The following is a 14,633-nucleotide window of genomic DNA, read 5'->3' as shown; positions in this document are numbered from 1 at the left end:
TTGTTTATGGCAGGCTTTTTTTCTAACGGTAATTTTTTCTAAGCAGATAATTATCCTATCATTTTTATTTTATGTGTAACATTTATGTATGAATGCCGTGAAATCACCACGATTTGGTATGATTTCACACTATGGTGCTAAAATTCACACTCTTTGCTGGGATTCTTCATGATTTTTCATATACAATATATGGAAAACTCTATTAACTAAAAGTAGGAAGAATATTTCCTCGGGTAATTCTTTTATTCGGTTCAAGATAATATTAAATTGATCTTGTAAAATTGTAGGTCTGTTCGCTATGCACAAGGAAGAACTAATACAACTGCACACATATATGGCTCAAATGAAGAGGTACTTTGAGAGGCACGGTGTAACGCACGAGTTCGACGACTATAAGGCTTTATCGATAAGCCCTGTCCACATCCACAGGAGCAAGGCGGATCACAAGCGCGCAATTTTTATTTTAGGAGGCGAGCTTGCCACTCTCATGTCAAGGGATGACCCTATCTTTGAAGAAGCGTCTGCCCATATGAGAGATTCCATGAATTCCGTCATTAAACTTATCGGTAATAACTGATAGGGCCCCTTATAGTAGTAAAGAATTCGTTGTCCGAAAATACGGGTTCGAGATATTTTTGTTTTGAGATCAAAAGGCGGTATGGGTGCAGATGCATTTTCATGACCATACCGTCTTCTCCATCTGAATAATACTTTTTTTCAGTCCAGCATTGTGTGAATCCTATCGATCTGTATAATTTTTGTGCACCAGTATTACTGGTTCTTACTTCGAGTCTTGCGTATCTGAGCCCGTTTGCGACAAAGATATCGCATATCGCATGGATAAGTTCCGTGCCTATCCCCCTTCCCCTGTATTCTTTTTTAACGCCGACGGAGAATATATGCCCTTCATTTTCTGCAGAACGGTAGCCTACAACATACCCCACGACTTTTCCTTCCTGTTCTGCAACCAGAAAGCCGTCTCCAACCATTTCGTAAAAATTCATATACACCAGGGAGTTATGCTCCGAAAAAGCCTCTTCCTCGATTTCGACTATTTCCTGGAAATCCTCAGGTGCGAACCGTCTTATCATGATATCATTATATATTTCTACCATTTTATTACTTCTTCGAGGAAAAAACTGCTCTTTTATAGAGACCTGCATTAAAGTTTTTTAACATGCCTCACGTCCACTGCAACACCTCTTCCTGACTTTTCCATTTCCTTTCCGCTCATCGCAGCTCTTCCTACGCAGAGCGCTCTTTTTCCAAGCACTATTACCTCATCATTCGGCCTTATTCCGTGGTCTGCCTCAAGAACACCCGGAGCAAGAATGGAACCACGTGGGACAAAGTCATCAATCTTTACCACATACTTCTCACTTTTTAGCACCAGTTCTCCTCCTTCAGGAGAGAGGGCAAGCATCCCGTATTGCGGAATTAAAGTTGCAAGCTGCTTCTTTCCAACAAATAGCTGGTATTTTGGAAAACGCCCTTTCACCACAGGGGTTCCGACCTCTCCTGAAAAGAGATATTTTGCGCCCTCTCCAAATTGATAGCTTGCAACCGCCTTTACGAAGTTTTTCTTCTCTTCTTCCGCATTCTGGCTTTTCCTGTTAAAACCCTCGGATGTGCAGATAGATTCAACAGTATTTTTCAGGCTTGAAAGAGATTCGTAGGACGTGAGGCTCTCCCCTGCAGTATAAACTATTTCAATTCCCAGCTTTCTGGCTACTCTTTCACAGATTTCTCTGTAAGCTCCCTCCACATGGGCAACTATCGCTTTATAATTGTATTTTGAGAGATAGTCTTCAAGGCAGCCTGAAACCCAGGCTTTTTCTTCTTCGTCCCAGTGTCCGGTGACTGCAGTATCGTAATGGGCTGCCGGATAGGTAAGTTCAAGTTCTCTGGGAACGATTCCCAGGGGCGACGTTATGATCACTTCATGGACAAACTTTCGGTATTTGCCAAGGGTAAGTATGAACTTTTGATGGGACTGTGACGTTGAGTAAGGTTTTCGGGCTGCACACGGAAGGAGCAGGAGGATATCAAGATCAGGAGGCGTGTATCTCTCCCGTATGCGCTGTGCAAATCTGACCACTTCGATCCTTGAAAGAGACTCTGAAGTATCTGCAAGTAGCTGGTTTTGCCGGAAAGCAGGGACCCTTTCTTCGAGATAAGAATATTCAAAGTCCCCAAGGCGCAACAGAGCTGTGAGCCAGGGTCTGACCCTGCACTGACCTTCTACATACTCACGCAGGTTACCTGCCCTGATCTTTTCCCTTACAAGGGCAAATTCGGCATCGAGAGCATCCCTGTTATGCGCCGCAAGAACTTCTGCCCTTTCAGCTTTCGGGAGAATCCTTAATTCTGCAGGCGTGGTTGAGGCACATACCCTGCACCTGCACGGAAATTCTGTCAGTGAATCAAGATAAAAACTGCCGGCAGCCGTAAGGTAAACATCAGAATAAGCTGCAATCTCAGCCCTGGTATCATCCGTTACATCGATCCCCATGTAGGCAAGCATTGCTGCATTTTCAGGAAGCGCCAGATTTGGGGCGTACAGCGCAGTGTCAGGAGGGATGCGGTTTTTAAGGTCTATCAAAGTTTCCAGAAACCTGCGAGCGTTATTTTCCAGAGTCCCTATACCTTCGATTATGTAAAGGTCGCTCTTCTGGACCTCTCCGCCTATTCGCAAAAGAGAGCCTGTAGGTCCATCAATTTCGTTGTTTCCATCGGAAGTAAATGTTTTTACTTTTCCAAGCGACTCTGCTGGAATGGCAGGAGGGTAAGCCTGATGTGGAAGAATTACAAGGGTCCCTTTTCCTGTTTTTTCGCGGATTTTTTTAATGCGTTCTTGAAGTTCTTCCTGGCTACCGGTCCAGAGGCTGCCTGCATCAACAACAGGCCCCGGGTTTTCAAGATTTCCGAGTGCTGCCGTATGCAGGGCACAGGGAGTGCGGAGTTCGGGAGAGAGCAGGAGTTTCCCTATACGTGCTGCTCCATCTCTATTTTCTACTTCAAAGTACTGTGTCATGTTTGTCCTCTTATGTCTATCAGGATGTAAAGGTTTGCCCTGCATTTTTTTCTGAAAAAGTTCCTGTTTTCCTTGCCTTTATTTTACTTTTTCTTCTCTGATCTGAAAAGCTGTAAAAAGCAGTAATCTCTTTCTGGATTTCAAATGTATTCCGGAAGGAAGGAGGATGGTATATTCTTATATATTATTAATATTGATTATCTGCTGCAAATTATCTCTCATTTCTGTCCCAACCGTGACAGACTTTCTATTTTTCACATCTGAATTCTACATTTGAGGTCTATAATGAATATAACTGAAGAGCTTAGAAAAATCGTTGGTGGGCGGCTCTCGGTCTCGCCTTCTGAACTTTATTGTTATTCTTCTGACGCATCCCAGGTCAAGGGGATGCCTGATTACGTGGTGCGTCCTGAAAGCACCGATGAGGTCAGCCGCATTTTGAGGCTTGCCTATGAAAATGAAATCCCGGTTACTGCAAGGGGCGCAGGCACAGGTCTTGCCGGCGGAGCTGTCCCGGTCAGCGGGGGCATTGTGCTGGATATGTCGGGAATGAATCGTATTCTCGAAATTGATATTGACAATATCCAGGTAGTCGTGGAGCCCGGAATGATCCAGGATGCCCTTAACGACGCTTTAAAACCATACGGATTTTTCTTTCCCCCTAACCCGGGCAGCTCTGCAATGTGCACCATCGGGGGCATGATAGCTTATAATGCAAGTGGGATGCGCTGCGTTAAGTACGGAACAACCAGAAACTACGTCCGCGACCTTGAAGTGGTGCTTGCGGACGGGACTGTTATCCACACAGGCTCAAAAATGCTAAAATCAGCTGCCGGGTATGACCTGACACAGCTTATAATAGGATCTGAAGGCACGCTTGGAATTGTCACGAAAGCCAGCCTGAAGATCGCCCCTCTTCCGAAGACACGCAAACTTGTGATCGCCTCCTTTAAAAGTGCGGAGGTTGCAGGGCAGGCAGTCGTAAAGACTTTTTCAAACGGAGTTATTCCATCAGCCTGTGAGATCCTTGACCGGGTTTCCCTGCAGGTGCTTAAACGCTATGACCCGAAACTTGTGCTCCCCTCTGAAGGTGATGTCATCCTTTTCGAGGTCGACGGCACTGAAAACTCGGCTCGTGAGGCAGCAGAGCAGATAATAGAAGTTTGCTCTCCTCTGACCCTTTCCATAAAGCTTGCAGAAAGCGAAAAGGAAATGGCAGATATCTGGGCAGCAAGGAAGCTGGTAGGCGCAGCAGTTTCTCGCCTTGACCCTACAAAAACCAGGATTTATGTAGGTGAAGATGTAGGGGTTCCTATTAAGAAGATCCCGGAACTGCTCAGGAGGGCACAGGAGATTTCCGAGAAATTTAACCTGCCTGCAATGAAATACGGGCATATAGGAGACGGAAACCTTCACCTAGCCCTTTTCATTGATGTCCTGAATGAAGATGAGTGGGACCGCCTCAACCGAGCAGCAGATCTTGTCCACAGGACTGCAATAGAGCTCGGGGGCACGGTCAGTTCCGAACATGGTGTCGGTGCAGCCAGAGCTGAATATATGGAAGCTCAGTGGGGACCTGCTATTGAAGTGATGCGTGCAATTAAGAAAGCCCTTGACCCGAAGGGAATCCTGAATCCGGGTAAACTGGGGCTGTGAAAATTATGAAAAACGAAGTAAAAAATGAAGAAGTAAAAAATGAAACAGGGAGGGCAGAGAAATTGAATAAAAAAGAAACAGGTGAGAAAAGCAAAAAGCTGCCCTTTGAAGTTGACCGCCGTTCGGTTTATAAATGCGTGCAGTGCGGAACCTGTCGTTCAGTCTGTCCTGTCTTTGACGTGGTCGGCTGGGAGTCTGCCAACACACGTGGAAGAATGCTTATTATTAAAAGCCTGATCGAAGGGAGGCCGCCGTCTGAAGATGTCCTTTCGAGCCTTGCTTCCTGCACTACCTGCGGGATCTGCGCTGCTAAATGCCCTGCCGGAGCCAATCCTCCAGAAGTAGTGGAAGCTGCCCGTGCCCAGCTGGTAAAATGCGGTGTGACAACAGATGCCCAGGAAAAATTGAGGACAGCAGTTGCGACCAGCGGCAATTCTTTCGGGGAAACCAGAAACCGATTGCACTGGCTTTCTGATTCGGAACGCTCAAAACTCCCTGAGAAGTCGAATTACGTGTACTTTGTAGGTTGTTTTGACTCTTACCGCTATCCGGAATTTGCAAAAAAGACCTTTGAGGTTTTGCAGCACTTTGGGGTAACCCTCCTGCCGGATGAGCAGTGCTGTTCATCTCCCCTTCTCCGCACCGGTTTCCGGGAAGACGCGGAAAAGATTATGGAGCACAACCTTGAACAGATAAGAAATGTGGGAGCACACACCCTTATTACAGGCTGTGCAGGCTGCTACACCACCCTCAAGAACAATTATCCTGAAGAATTGAGAGTCATCAGTCTACCTGAGTTCCTTGCCGAGCACCTTGAAGAACTCAACCTGAAACGCCTTGACCTTTCAGTTACATATCATGACCCCTGCCACCTGGGCAGGCATAATAAGGTCTATGATGCTCCCAGAAAAGTTATTCAGGCAATCTGCAATCTTAAGGAAATGAAAAACATCAAAGAAAACTCCCGCTGCTGCGGCGGTGGGGGCGGAGTCAGGATAGGATATCCGGATATCTCCCTCGAACTTGCCAGAAACAGGCTCGACGATGTGCCTGAAGGCGTTGACTACATAGTGACATCCTGTCCTCTCTGTGTGAGGAATCTCAGAGATGCAGGCGGAAATATCGAGATAATCGATATTATAGAACTCGTGGCAATGGCGATGCAATAAGGTCGGTTCTTCATTGTTTAGCCACTCTGATTTCAGTTATGGCTTTGAGCTGTTGTTTTCTCTCAGCTCCACCTTAACTCCGGGCCGGTTTTGTCCGGCTCAAATCTATTTCTCTCCTCTTTGAATTAACTTTACCTTTTCAGCCTGGACAACATAAACCTCTGTTTTTTACAACCAGTATACTTTTTATCCCCGGAAGACAATTTTTGTCTAGAAATTCCAGTCAAATACGGGCTTTAGAAATAGTTCTAAGTAGTCAGGGAGGAGAAAACAATGAGCTGTAGACCTATAAAGTTTCGTAATGTTCCGCCTGATACGTTCGCATGTATGAAGAAAAAGCTTCAGGGAGCAGGGATCAGTGTTCCTTCAGGAAATAGAGGAGAACTCTCGGGATCCGGCATTGTGGCAGATTTCGAATGGGATGGGCAGTCTAATCTTACGATTACCATCAAAGAAAAGCCGTTTATTGTCAGCTGTGAAGTCGCAGCCATGCGAATAAAACAATTTGTAAGACAGTGCCACGGTTCGTAAAAAATCCGGGAGCCTGGTAAAGATATGGATGAAAGAAAAATTGATACCGAAGGCTGTCAGGGCATCAAATTCAGAAATGTGACTCCAGAGGTTTTTTCTTGCATGAAGAAAAAGCTCCAGGCTTACGGGATTGAAACTTCACCGGGGAATTCCGGAATGTTTGAAGGAAATGGCATAGTTGCCGATTTTAGCTGGGATGGAGAGGCGAACCTTGTGATTGAGATCAGGGAAAGGCCCTTGACTACTTACTGCGGGCAGGTAAGCGGAAAACTGAAAGCTTTTATGCGCGAGTGCCAGGGATTTTGAGAAAAACGCAAATTTCCCTGAAAATCCGTTTCTTCTCAGTCCTGTTTATTTGAAGCCTGCATATTTTTGCTAAGCATGTCCTGTTGAGTTCTTTACTTTCGTTGCCTTTCTTTTCTCCTTATCAGGCATTTATGAGCGTTTCCAACAAGGTCGATCCGTCCTGCCCTTTCCAGAGCCTCATATACGAGTTCGTAGTTTGCAGGGTTCCTGTAATGCATAAGGGCTCTTTGCATTGCTTTTTCTTTCTTATCCCTTGCAACGTACACTTTTTTGCCTGTAAACGGGTCAAGCCCTGTGAAATACATGCAGGTTGAAACTGTCATAGGAGTTGGAGTGAAGTCCTGAACCTGTTCGGTATATCCTCCATGGTCGCGCACATACTCTGCCATTTCAATCATATCTTTAAGAGTGCATCCCGGGTGGCCCGACATCAGGTAGTTTACAATATACTGTTCTTTGCCGCATTTTTTGTTAAAGGCGTTAAATCTGTCTGCAAACTTCTCATAAACTTCCTTTCCGGGCTTGGACATTGTATCGGTTACTCTTCCTGAGAAATGTTCAGGCGCGATCCTGAGCTGCCCGCTGATATGGTGGGCACAGAGTTCCTCTAAATACTCTTCATCTTCAAGGGCAAGGTCATAGCGCACGCCGTAACCTGTAAATACATGCCTGACACCCGGAAGCTCGCGCAGTCGGTGCATTAATTCAAGCAGCTTTTTGTGGCTTGTATCCAGAGCGGGGCAGACGCGCGGGTAGAGGCAGGCTTTGTCAAGGCAGGCTCCTTTCTTCTCCCAGGATCTACACTCCATGCCGTACATATTGGCAGTGGGGCCGCCGACTCCATTGATTATGCCTTTAAAATCAGGTTTTTCCGTAAACTTCTTTGCCTCGCGCAGGACGGACTCAATACTCCGGCTCGCAATCATGCGCCCCTGATGCTGGGTGATGGCGCAAAAAGAACAGCCTCCAAAGCAGCCCCTATGCGTTGTCAGGGAAAATTTAACCATCTCAAGGGCAGGTACGGGTTCGGTGTAAGAAGGATGGGTTTCGCCTGTATATGGCAGCTCATAAACATGGTCAAGTTCCGCTTCTGTAAGTGGGCGCATTGGCTTATTCTGTATGATAATGGTTTTCGGGTGAGGCTGCACAATACCTTTTCCGGTAACAGGGTTCTGTTCCAGGAAGTATGTGCGGAAAGACTTTGCAAAAACCGCTTTATCCTGGGAAACTTCGGAGAACGAAGGAATCTCGACATATTCCTTAAAAAATTCGGCCGGGTCTAGAGATTTATCCTTAGCTACATCCTCAGTTGCATTTTCAGATTCATCCTGCTCTCCGGCTTTTTCTTTACCCTCTCCTTTAAGCTCTTTCCAGGCTTTAACTTCCATTTTCCAGACAGTTCCGGAGATGTCTCTGATGCCCTTTATGTCCTCTCCGGCTTGAAGCCGTTTTGCAATTTCTACAATCTGGAGTTCACCCATACCGTAAACTACGAGGTCTGCAGGGGCATCAGCCAGAATTGACTGCCTTACTTTGTCCGAGAGATAATCATAATGGGCAAAACGCCGCAGTGAAGCTTCGATTCCTCCGAGCACTATAGGCATATCAGGAAAAGCTTCCTTTATTCTGTTTGAATAGATAATTGCTGCGCGGTTAGGGCGAAGTCCTGTTTTTCCTCCCTGGGAATATGCATCTTTATTACGTGGCTTGAGTCCGGGTGTCAGGTTGCTTACCATGGAATCCGTATTTCCGGCGCTTACGGAAAAGAAGAGTCTGGGTTTTCCGAGTTTTTTGAAATCTTCGGGGTTTTCCCAGCGCGGCTGGGCAATAATTCCTACTCTGAAACCTGCATCTTCAAGGACCCTTCCGATTATTGCAGTACCGAAACTGGAGTGGTCCACGTAAGCGTCTCCGGTGACAAGAATAACATCAAGTTCCTTCCAGCCGCGAGCTTTTACTTCTTCAGGGCTCATCGGTAGAAATTTTGAAAGAGGGAGGGGCGGGGAAAACCTTTTTTTCTGCTTCTTTTCTTTCTTTCCGGTTCTTGTTCCGGGTCTCGACTCTTCTTCTTTCCCTTCCACGGTCAAAGCTTTCAATGGCTCCGCTTTTTCAGGCTTTCTTACGGCCTTTGTTCTGGTTTTTACTTCCGCTTTTTTTCCTGCCTTTTTCGGAGTAAAAGAACCGGAAACGGTTACTTTTGTTTTCAGGTTAAAGTTTTCTTCAGACATGAGATGTTTTCATGCTCCCATAATCATTTTCAGCATCGTATATGATGCCGTGATCTGTTTGTTTCCATCCCTGTCAGTTGGAGCCCCGTGCCCGGAGTACAGGTTTTTTACATCGAGTTTTGTAAGCTTTTCTACGGAGCCGAGCATTTTATTGGGTTCTGAGCCTTCAAAATCCATTCTCCCAAACCCTCCTCCTGGAAATACGGTATCCCCTGAAAAGAGACTCTTTGAAACCGGTTCATAAAGGCAGATACTTCCCTTTGAGTGGCCAGGAGTGTGAATGACCTTCAGGTATTCCCCATCTCCGATGTCAATTTTATCTCCTTCCTCATATGTGATTGTGGGTTTGACGGCAGGAGCGCGTTCCCCAAAGAGCACGGAAACGCTCAGATACTCATCGTTTACACCTTCAAGGTCAGCTTTATGTATCCCAACTTCTGCTCCGCTTTTTTCTGCAATTGCTGCAGCTGCTGCTGTGTGGTCATAATGGCAGTGAGTAAGGATGATGAGTTTCAGTTCTGTAAGTTTGATGTATTTTTCAAGCTGTTTAATTATCAGGTCACTGTTCATGCCTGCATCGATAAGGACTTTCCCGTTTACAAGATAAACACTGGAATCGTAAGCTGTGGGGCAAATATACCGGACTTCCATATTTCTTCCTCTTCCGCGCCTTTTTTTGCTTTTTTGTTTGTTGTTTTTTCCTTTCCTTTCTTTTATTTTTCTTCTCTTTCTTTCCCTTTTTTCTTGAAGCCTCTTCCTAATTTTCTCTTTCTGATTCTCTCTTCCTGATTACTACTGAAATCTTATATCTTGAAAACTCTGCTTGCGTTTTCAGTTGCAAATTTAGCAATCTCTGCAGGTTCCATTTCCTTATATTTTGCCACCACAGGGATCGAATCCACAATAAACGCAGGCTCGTTTCTGCCCCTGCGCGGGGAAAGGAAAGGACTGTCTGTTTCGAGGAGCAGGTTTTCAGGGGGCACTTCTGCTGCAAGGGTCTGGTGATGTTCGGAAAAACAGACAAGTGTTGCCAGGGAGATGTAGTAGCCTGCGTCCACGATTTCCTTCATGGTTTCAACAGAGCCGCTGTAGCAGTGATAAATTACAGTGTCTACGTCCCTGGCAAGCTCCAGGACTTCAGCTTCAGCCATCCTGGCATGCACAACAAGAGGTTTTTCCAGGTTTTTTGCAAGCTCGATCACCTTTTTAAATGAAGCTGTTTGTCTTCTACGTTCTTCATCTGTTTTGCAGTCCTGAAAATCCAGGCCGGCTTCTCCGATAGCTACCGCTTTTCCTGCGTTAGCTTCTATCTGGGCAAGGATTGCATTTATATCTGTATCACTGCCTTCCCTGCCGATATCAGGGCTAAGTCCCAGTGCGGCATGAATATCCTCGTTCTTTTCCGTGAGTTCAAGACTTATGCGATTTCCTTTAAGGGAAATTCCGGAGTTGACCATCCCGACAACTCCTGCTTTTCGGGCTCTCTGAATGGCTTCTTCCCTGTCAGGGTTAAATTTTGGAAAATCAAGATGACAGTGAGAATCAATGATTGGATAAGGCATGGGTTTGTATTCCATTTCATTTTATTTTACTTTATACATGCTTCGGGAATACAAACCCAAAAAAGAGAAGATCCCGGACCTTATCCGATTTTGGGTTTTGAGCTGATATTTTCGGTTTTTCTTTCCGGGTTTCCGGTATATTATTCCGGTTTTTCAGCCTTTTTTGCCCTTCAGTTTTTCTTATCCTTTACTTTTTCTTCAGGGCTTTACTTTTAGCTTTTGTTTTCTTTTTTATAGAGAAGGTTCATAGCATTTACAAGGGCTTCCACGGAGGCCATTACTATGTCCGGATTTGCGGACCTGGCTGTTACAATCCTTCCCTTTTCATTTTCCAGACCTATGTATACATCGGCAAGGGCATCTGCCCCACCTGTGATAGCATCGATCCTGAAATCCTGGAGTCTGAAATGATTACTCTCGCCAAGAATGTCTCTTACGGCATGGAGGGCTGCGTCCACAGGACCGACTCCTGTTCTTGCTGCAATGATTTCTTTTCCTTCAATATCTGCCTTAACCACAGCCGTAGGTGTAAGGATGTTTCCTGTCATGACGGATACTTCTTTGAGTTTGATCAGCTCTTCCTCAGAACTCGCTTTACCGAGAACTGCAGAGGCAACTGCATACAGATCCGCATCTGTTATCTGTTTACCTTTGTTTGCGATTTCTTTAATCCTGATCACAATTTCATCGAGTTGATTATCATTGGTTTTTATCCCGGCAGACTCAAGGGACTGTTTGACCGCGTGTTTGCCGGTATGCTTACCAAGGACAATGCGCCGTCTGTGCCCAACCATTTCCGGAGTCATAATTCCTGGTTCGAAGGTGTCGGATTTTTCAAGCACTCCCTGACTGTGAATTCCTGACTCATGGGAAAATGCGTTTTGCCCCACCACAGGCGTGTTTGGAGGGAGCCTGATTCCTGTATAGTTTTCAACCATTTTCGAGGTTTCTACAAGGTATTCTGTCCGGATATTGGTTTTTGCACCGTAGATTGATGTCAGGCTCATTACTGTCTGGGAAAGATCAGCATTTCCTGCCCTTTCTCCTATGCCGTTTATGGTGACCTGTACCTGAGATGCCCCGGCTTCAACAGCCATAAGGCTATTTGCCACAGCAAGCCCGAAGTCATTATGACAGTGCACGTCTATAGGAATCGTTATTTTAGCTGCAATGTCTTTTATCTGCCTGTACATTGCAGACGGGACCATCACGCCAACAGTATCCGGCACGTTAATGATGTCGCAGCCTGCTTCCTGGACCGCTTTGAAAACCTCTATGAGGTATTCAGGGTCTGTTCTGGTGGCATCCATTGCGGAAAACATGCACTTCAGCCCGTGGTCTTTGATGTACTGGACAGCTTCCACAGCCAGTTGAATGACTTCTTCCCGGCTCTTTTTGATGGTATAGATCCGCTGTACATCCGAAGTCGGAACGAAGGTGTGCACAAGGCCAACATCACTTTCAAAACAGGCATCGATATCTTTTTTCAGCACACGAGCCAGTCCGCAAACTGTGGTGTCAAGCCCGGCATTAGAAATCGATTTTACGGATTCTTTATCTCCTTCTGAAGAGATGGGAAATCCGGCTTCTATTATGTCTACCCCGAGTTTGTCAAGTTGATGAGCAATTTCCAGCTTCTGTGTAGAAGTCAGGGATACTCCAGGGGTTTGTTCTCCGTCACGCAGTGTTGTGTCAAAAACAGTTACTTTTTTACTCTGCATGGGTTCGATGTAAAAATCGATCCCTTCTTTCAGTGTGTACATCCATAGTAATCATCTACATGGATGTACAGTTCTGGTATATAAACATCATGTATATTTTTAAATGTTTAACTGAAATTTTACTTTTTTGAGTTTTCGATGGAAACTTATTTATAGTTGATATGCTATGTTAGGGTTGCTTCTCGGGTGTCACAAGACATCCCGAAGGTGAAAAACGGAATTTGAAAAACGGTGTTCGAAAAACGGAACAGGTACTTAAAAACGAGATATGAAAAACGAATAAAAGTGCCTGAGTGATTTGTTTTAATAACGATCGCTGATAAAAACGGACAGAAAAAAGGATTCAAAAGGACAACTTCCTTGAAATCTTTTAACTATTCACTTTCCATTATTCGAATTTGTTCGACCTCCCTTGAAGGAAAATGCTTATATACAAGAAATTCCTTGTATGTATTCCCTCACAAGGCGTAAATGCGTGGGAGAACAACAAGAAGCTTTATATACAAGAAACGTCTTGTATGTATCCCTCACACAGGTCAAATGTGTGGGTTGATAATCAAATTCAATTTCATCTTTTAATGGAGTCAGGAGTTATTTCCTGACTGACGAGGATTTGTCGGTTCGGTTAATTCTGGGTGATATTTGTTATACTACATTTGGGTGATATTTGTTATACTACATTTATCGCGACATGAACTAACTGAATTGATAGTTGTTAGTGCAAGTTTCTGCGACCAAGACCTTTAATTTTGAAGTGTGCGATACAATAACAATTCTGGTTGATCCTGCCAGAGGTTACTGCTATCGGTGTTCGCCTAAGCCATGCGAGTCATATGTAGCAATACATGGCGTACTGCTCAGTAACACGTGGATAACCTGCCCTTGGGACCGGCATAACCCCGGGAAACTGGGGATAATTCCGGATAACGCATATTTGCTGGAATGCTTTATGCGTCAAAAGGATTCGTCTGCCCAAGGATGGGTCTGCGGCCTATCAGGTAGTAGTGGGTGTAATGTACCTACTAGCCAGCGACGGGTACGGGTTGTGAGAGCAAGAGCCCGGAGATGGATTCTGAGACATGAATCCAGGCCCTACGGGGCGCAGCAGGCGCGAAAACTTTACAATGCGGGAAACCGTGATAAGGGGACACCGAGTGCCAGCATCATATGCTGGCTGTCCGGATGTGTAAAATACATCCGTTAGCAAGGGCCGGGCAAGACCGGTGCCAGCCGCCGCGGTAACACCGGCGGCCCGAGTGGTGATCGTGATTATTGGGTCTAAAGGGTCCGTAGCCGGTTTGGTCAGTCCTCCGGGAAATCTGATAGCTTAACTATTAGGCTTTCGGGGGATACTGCCAGACTTGGAACCGGGAGAGGTAAGAGGTACTACAGGGGTAGGAGTGAAATCTTGTAATCCCTGTGGGACCACCTGTGGCGAAGGCGTCTTACCAGAACGGGTTCGACGGTGAGGGACGAAAGCTGGGGGCACGAACCGGATTAGATACCCGGGTAGTCCCAGCCGTAAACGATGCTCGCTAGGTGTCAGGCATGGCGCGACCGTGTCTGGTGCCGCAGGGAAGCCGTGAAGCGAGCCACCTGGGAAGTACGGCCGCAAGGCTGAAACTTAAAGGAATTGGCGGGGGAGCACAACAACGGGTGGAGCCTGCGGTTTAATTGGACTCAACGCCGGACAACTCACCGGGGGCGACAGCAATATGTAGGCCAAGCTGAAGACTTTGCCTGAATCGCTGAGAGGAGGTGCATGGCCGTCGCCAGTTCGTACTGTGAAGCATCCTGTTAAGTCAGGCAACGAGCGAGACCCGTGCCCACTGTTACCAGCATGTCCTCCGGGACGATGGGTACTCTGTGGGGACCGCCGATGTTAAATCGGAGGAAGGTGCGGGCCACGGTAGGTCAGTATGCCCCGAATCTCCCGGGCTACACGCGGGCTACAATGGATGGGACAATGGGTCCCTCCCCTGAAAAGGGCTGGTAATCTCACAAACCCATTCGTAGTTCGGATCGAGGGCTGTAACTCGCCCTCGTGAAGCTGGAATCCGTAGTAATCGCGTTTCAATATAGCGCGGTGAATACGTCCCTGCTCCTTGCACACACCGCCCGTCAAACCACCCGAGTGAGGTATGGGTGAGGGCACGGACTCTGTGCCGTGTTCGAACCTGTGCTTTGCAAGGGGGGTTAAGTCGTAACAAGGTAGCCGTAGGGGAATCTGCGGCTGGATCACCTCCTAAGCATAAAACAATGTCACCCAGATGCCGATAAACCGAACAAATCCTCAAACCAGAAATCGATAAGATTTCTCCATTAATCTCACAAATCATCAGGTGCACCCGGAAAGTAAATTTTCGGGGAAGGATGGATAGCCTGCGCGGAACCGCAGGCACATGAAGTCGTGTATAGGTGCTGTA

Annotated in this window: 11 protein-coding genes and 1 rRNA gene; 6 read left to right on the top strand and 6 right to left on the bottom strand. The window is 46.2% G+C overall.

Features of this window, described 5'->3' with window-relative positions:
- Positions 1-298: 298 nt before the first annotated feature.
- Positions 299-577 carry a UPF0058 family protein gene (locus tag M886_RS03840; protein ID WP_011033241.1) on the top strand — a complete coding sequence of 93 codons (279 nt, stop codon included), beginning with the start codon at positions 299-301 and terminating at the stop codon, positions 575-577.
- Here M886_RS03840 and rimI read toward each other — a convergent pair.
- Both rimI and arcS read right to left on the bottom strand, forming a co-directional pair.
- On the bottom strand, positions 561-1,115 hold the full coding sequence (gene rimI / locus M886_RS03835; protein WP_080503104.1) for a ribosomal protein S18-alanine N-acetyltransferase: 555 nt from the start codon (positions 1,113-1,115) through the stop codon (positions 561-563). The genes M886_RS03840 and rimI overlap by 17 nt on opposite strands.
- Positions 1,116-1,162: 47 nt before the next feature.
- On the bottom strand, positions 1,163-3,034 hold the full coding sequence (gene arcS, locus M886_RS03830) for an archaeosine synthase subunit alpha (protein ID WP_048050686.1): 1,872 nt from the start codon (positions 3,032-3,034) through the stop codon (positions 1,163-1,165).
- A gap of 285 nt (positions 3,035-3,319) precedes the next feature.
- Between arcS and M886_RS03825 the strand changes: the two genes are divergently transcribed.
- The 4 genes from M886_RS03825 (at position 3,320) to M886_RS03810 (ending at position 6,696) form a co-directional block, all read left to right on the top strand.
- The gene (locus M886_RS03825) at positions 3,320-4,690 is read left to right on the top strand and encodes an FAD-binding oxidoreductase (protein WP_015411718.1); all 1,371 of its coding nucleotides are present in this window, start codon (positions 3,320-3,322) and stop codon (positions 4,688-4,690) included.
- A 5-nt stretch (positions 4,691-4,695) separates the two neighbouring features.
- Entirely contained in the window at positions 4,696-5,859 is a 1,164-nt protein-coding gene (locus M886_RS03820) for a (Fe-S)-binding protein (protein ID WP_048050685.1), read from the top strand.
- A gap of 273 nt (positions 5,860-6,132) precedes the next feature.
- Entirely contained in the window at positions 6,133-6,390 is a 258-nt protein-coding gene (locus M886_RS03815) for a hypothetical protein (protein WP_048039555.1), read from the top strand.
- A 24-nt stretch (positions 6,391-6,414) separates the two neighbouring features.
- Entirely contained in the window at positions 6,415-6,696 is a 282-nt protein-coding gene (locus M886_RS03810) for a hypothetical protein (RefSeq protein WP_048039554.1), read from the top strand.
- A gap of 92 nt (positions 6,697-6,788) precedes the next feature.
- Here the strand turns inward: M886_RS03810 and M886_RS03805 are convergent, their stop codons facing one another.
- From M886_RS03805 to M886_RS03790, 4 genes are all read right to left on the bottom strand, one after another.
- The gene (locus M886_RS03805; RefSeq protein ID WP_048051632.1) at positions 6,789-8,669 is read right to left on the bottom strand and encodes a YgiQ family radical SAM protein; all 1,881 of its coding nucleotides are present in this window, start codon (positions 8,667-8,669) and stop codon (positions 6,789-6,791) included.
- A gap of 264 nt (positions 8,670-8,933) precedes the next feature.
- The gene (locus tag M886_RS03800; RefSeq protein WP_048039567.1) at positions 8,934-9,575 is read right to left on the bottom strand and encodes an MBL fold metallo-hydrolase; all 642 of its coding nucleotides are present in this window, start codon (positions 9,573-9,575) and stop codon (positions 8,934-8,936) included.
- Between the two features lie 152 nt (positions 9,576-9,727).
- A complete protein-coding gene (locus M886_RS03795) occupies positions 9,728-10,501 on the bottom strand; it encodes a TatD family hydrolase (RefSeq protein WP_048050684.1) in 774 nt (257 codons plus the stop codon).
- A gap of 197 nt (positions 10,502-10,698) precedes the next feature.
- A complete protein-coding gene (locus M886_RS03790) occupies positions 10,699-12,249 on the bottom strand; it encodes a 2-isopropylmalate synthase (RefSeq protein ID WP_048050683.1) in 1,551 nt (516 codons plus the stop codon).
- A 730-nt stretch (positions 12,250-12,979) separates the two neighbouring features.
- Between M886_RS03790 and M886_RS03785 the strand changes: the two genes are divergently transcribed.
- Positions 12,980-14,454, top strand: a 16S ribosomal RNA gene (locus M886_RS03785).
- Positions 14,455-14,633 lie beyond the last annotated feature (179 nt).

This window comes from Methanosarcina soligelidi (assembly GCF_000744315.1).
Lineage (GTDB): Archaea > Halobacteriota > Methanosarcinia > Methanosarcinales > Methanosarcinaceae > Methanosarcina > Methanosarcina mazei.
Note: the sequence above shows the minus strand (reverse complement) of the source record. Positions and strands in the feature narration are given on the sequence as shown.

Coding starts and splice junctions, on each gene's coding strand:
- M886_RS03840 (WP_011033241.1), top strand. CDS start 299: ATGCACAAGGAAGAACTAATACAACTGCACACATATATGGCTCAAATG.
- rimI (WP_080503104.1), bottom strand. CDS start 1,115: ATGGTAGAAATATATAATGATATCATGATAAGACGGTTCGCACCTGAG.
- arcS (WP_048050686.1), bottom strand. CDS start 3,034: ATGACACAGTACTTTGAAGTAGAAAATAGAGATGGAGCAGCACGTATA.
- M886_RS03825 (WP_015411718.1), top strand. CDS start 3,320: ATGAATATAACTGAAGAGCTTAGAAAAATCGTTGGTGGGCGGCTCTCG.
- M886_RS03820 (WP_048050685.1), top strand. CDS start 4,696: ATGAAAAACGAAGTAAAAAATGAAGAAGTAAAAAATGAAACAGGGAGG.
- M886_RS03815 (WP_048039555.1), top strand. CDS start 6,133: ATGAGCTGTAGACCTATAAAGTTTCGTAATGTTCCGCCTGATACGTTC.
- M886_RS03810 (WP_048039554.1), top strand. CDS start 6,415: ATGGATGAAAGAAAAATTGATACCGAAGGCTGTCAGGGCATCAAATTC.
- M886_RS03805 (WP_048051632.1), bottom strand. CDS start 8,669: ATGAGCCCTGAAGAAGTAAAAGCTCGCGGCTGGAAGGAACTTGATGTT.
- M886_RS03800 (WP_048039567.1), bottom strand. CDS start 9,575: ATGGAAGTCCGGTATATTTGCCCCACAGCTTACGATTCCAGTGTTTAT.
- M886_RS03795 (WP_048050684.1), bottom strand. CDS start 10,501: ATGGAATACAAACCCATGCCTTATCCAATCATTGATTCTCACTGTCAT.
- M886_RS03790 (WP_048050683.1), bottom strand. CDS start 12,249: ATGTACACACTGAAAGAAGGGATCGATTTTTACATCGAACCCATGCAG.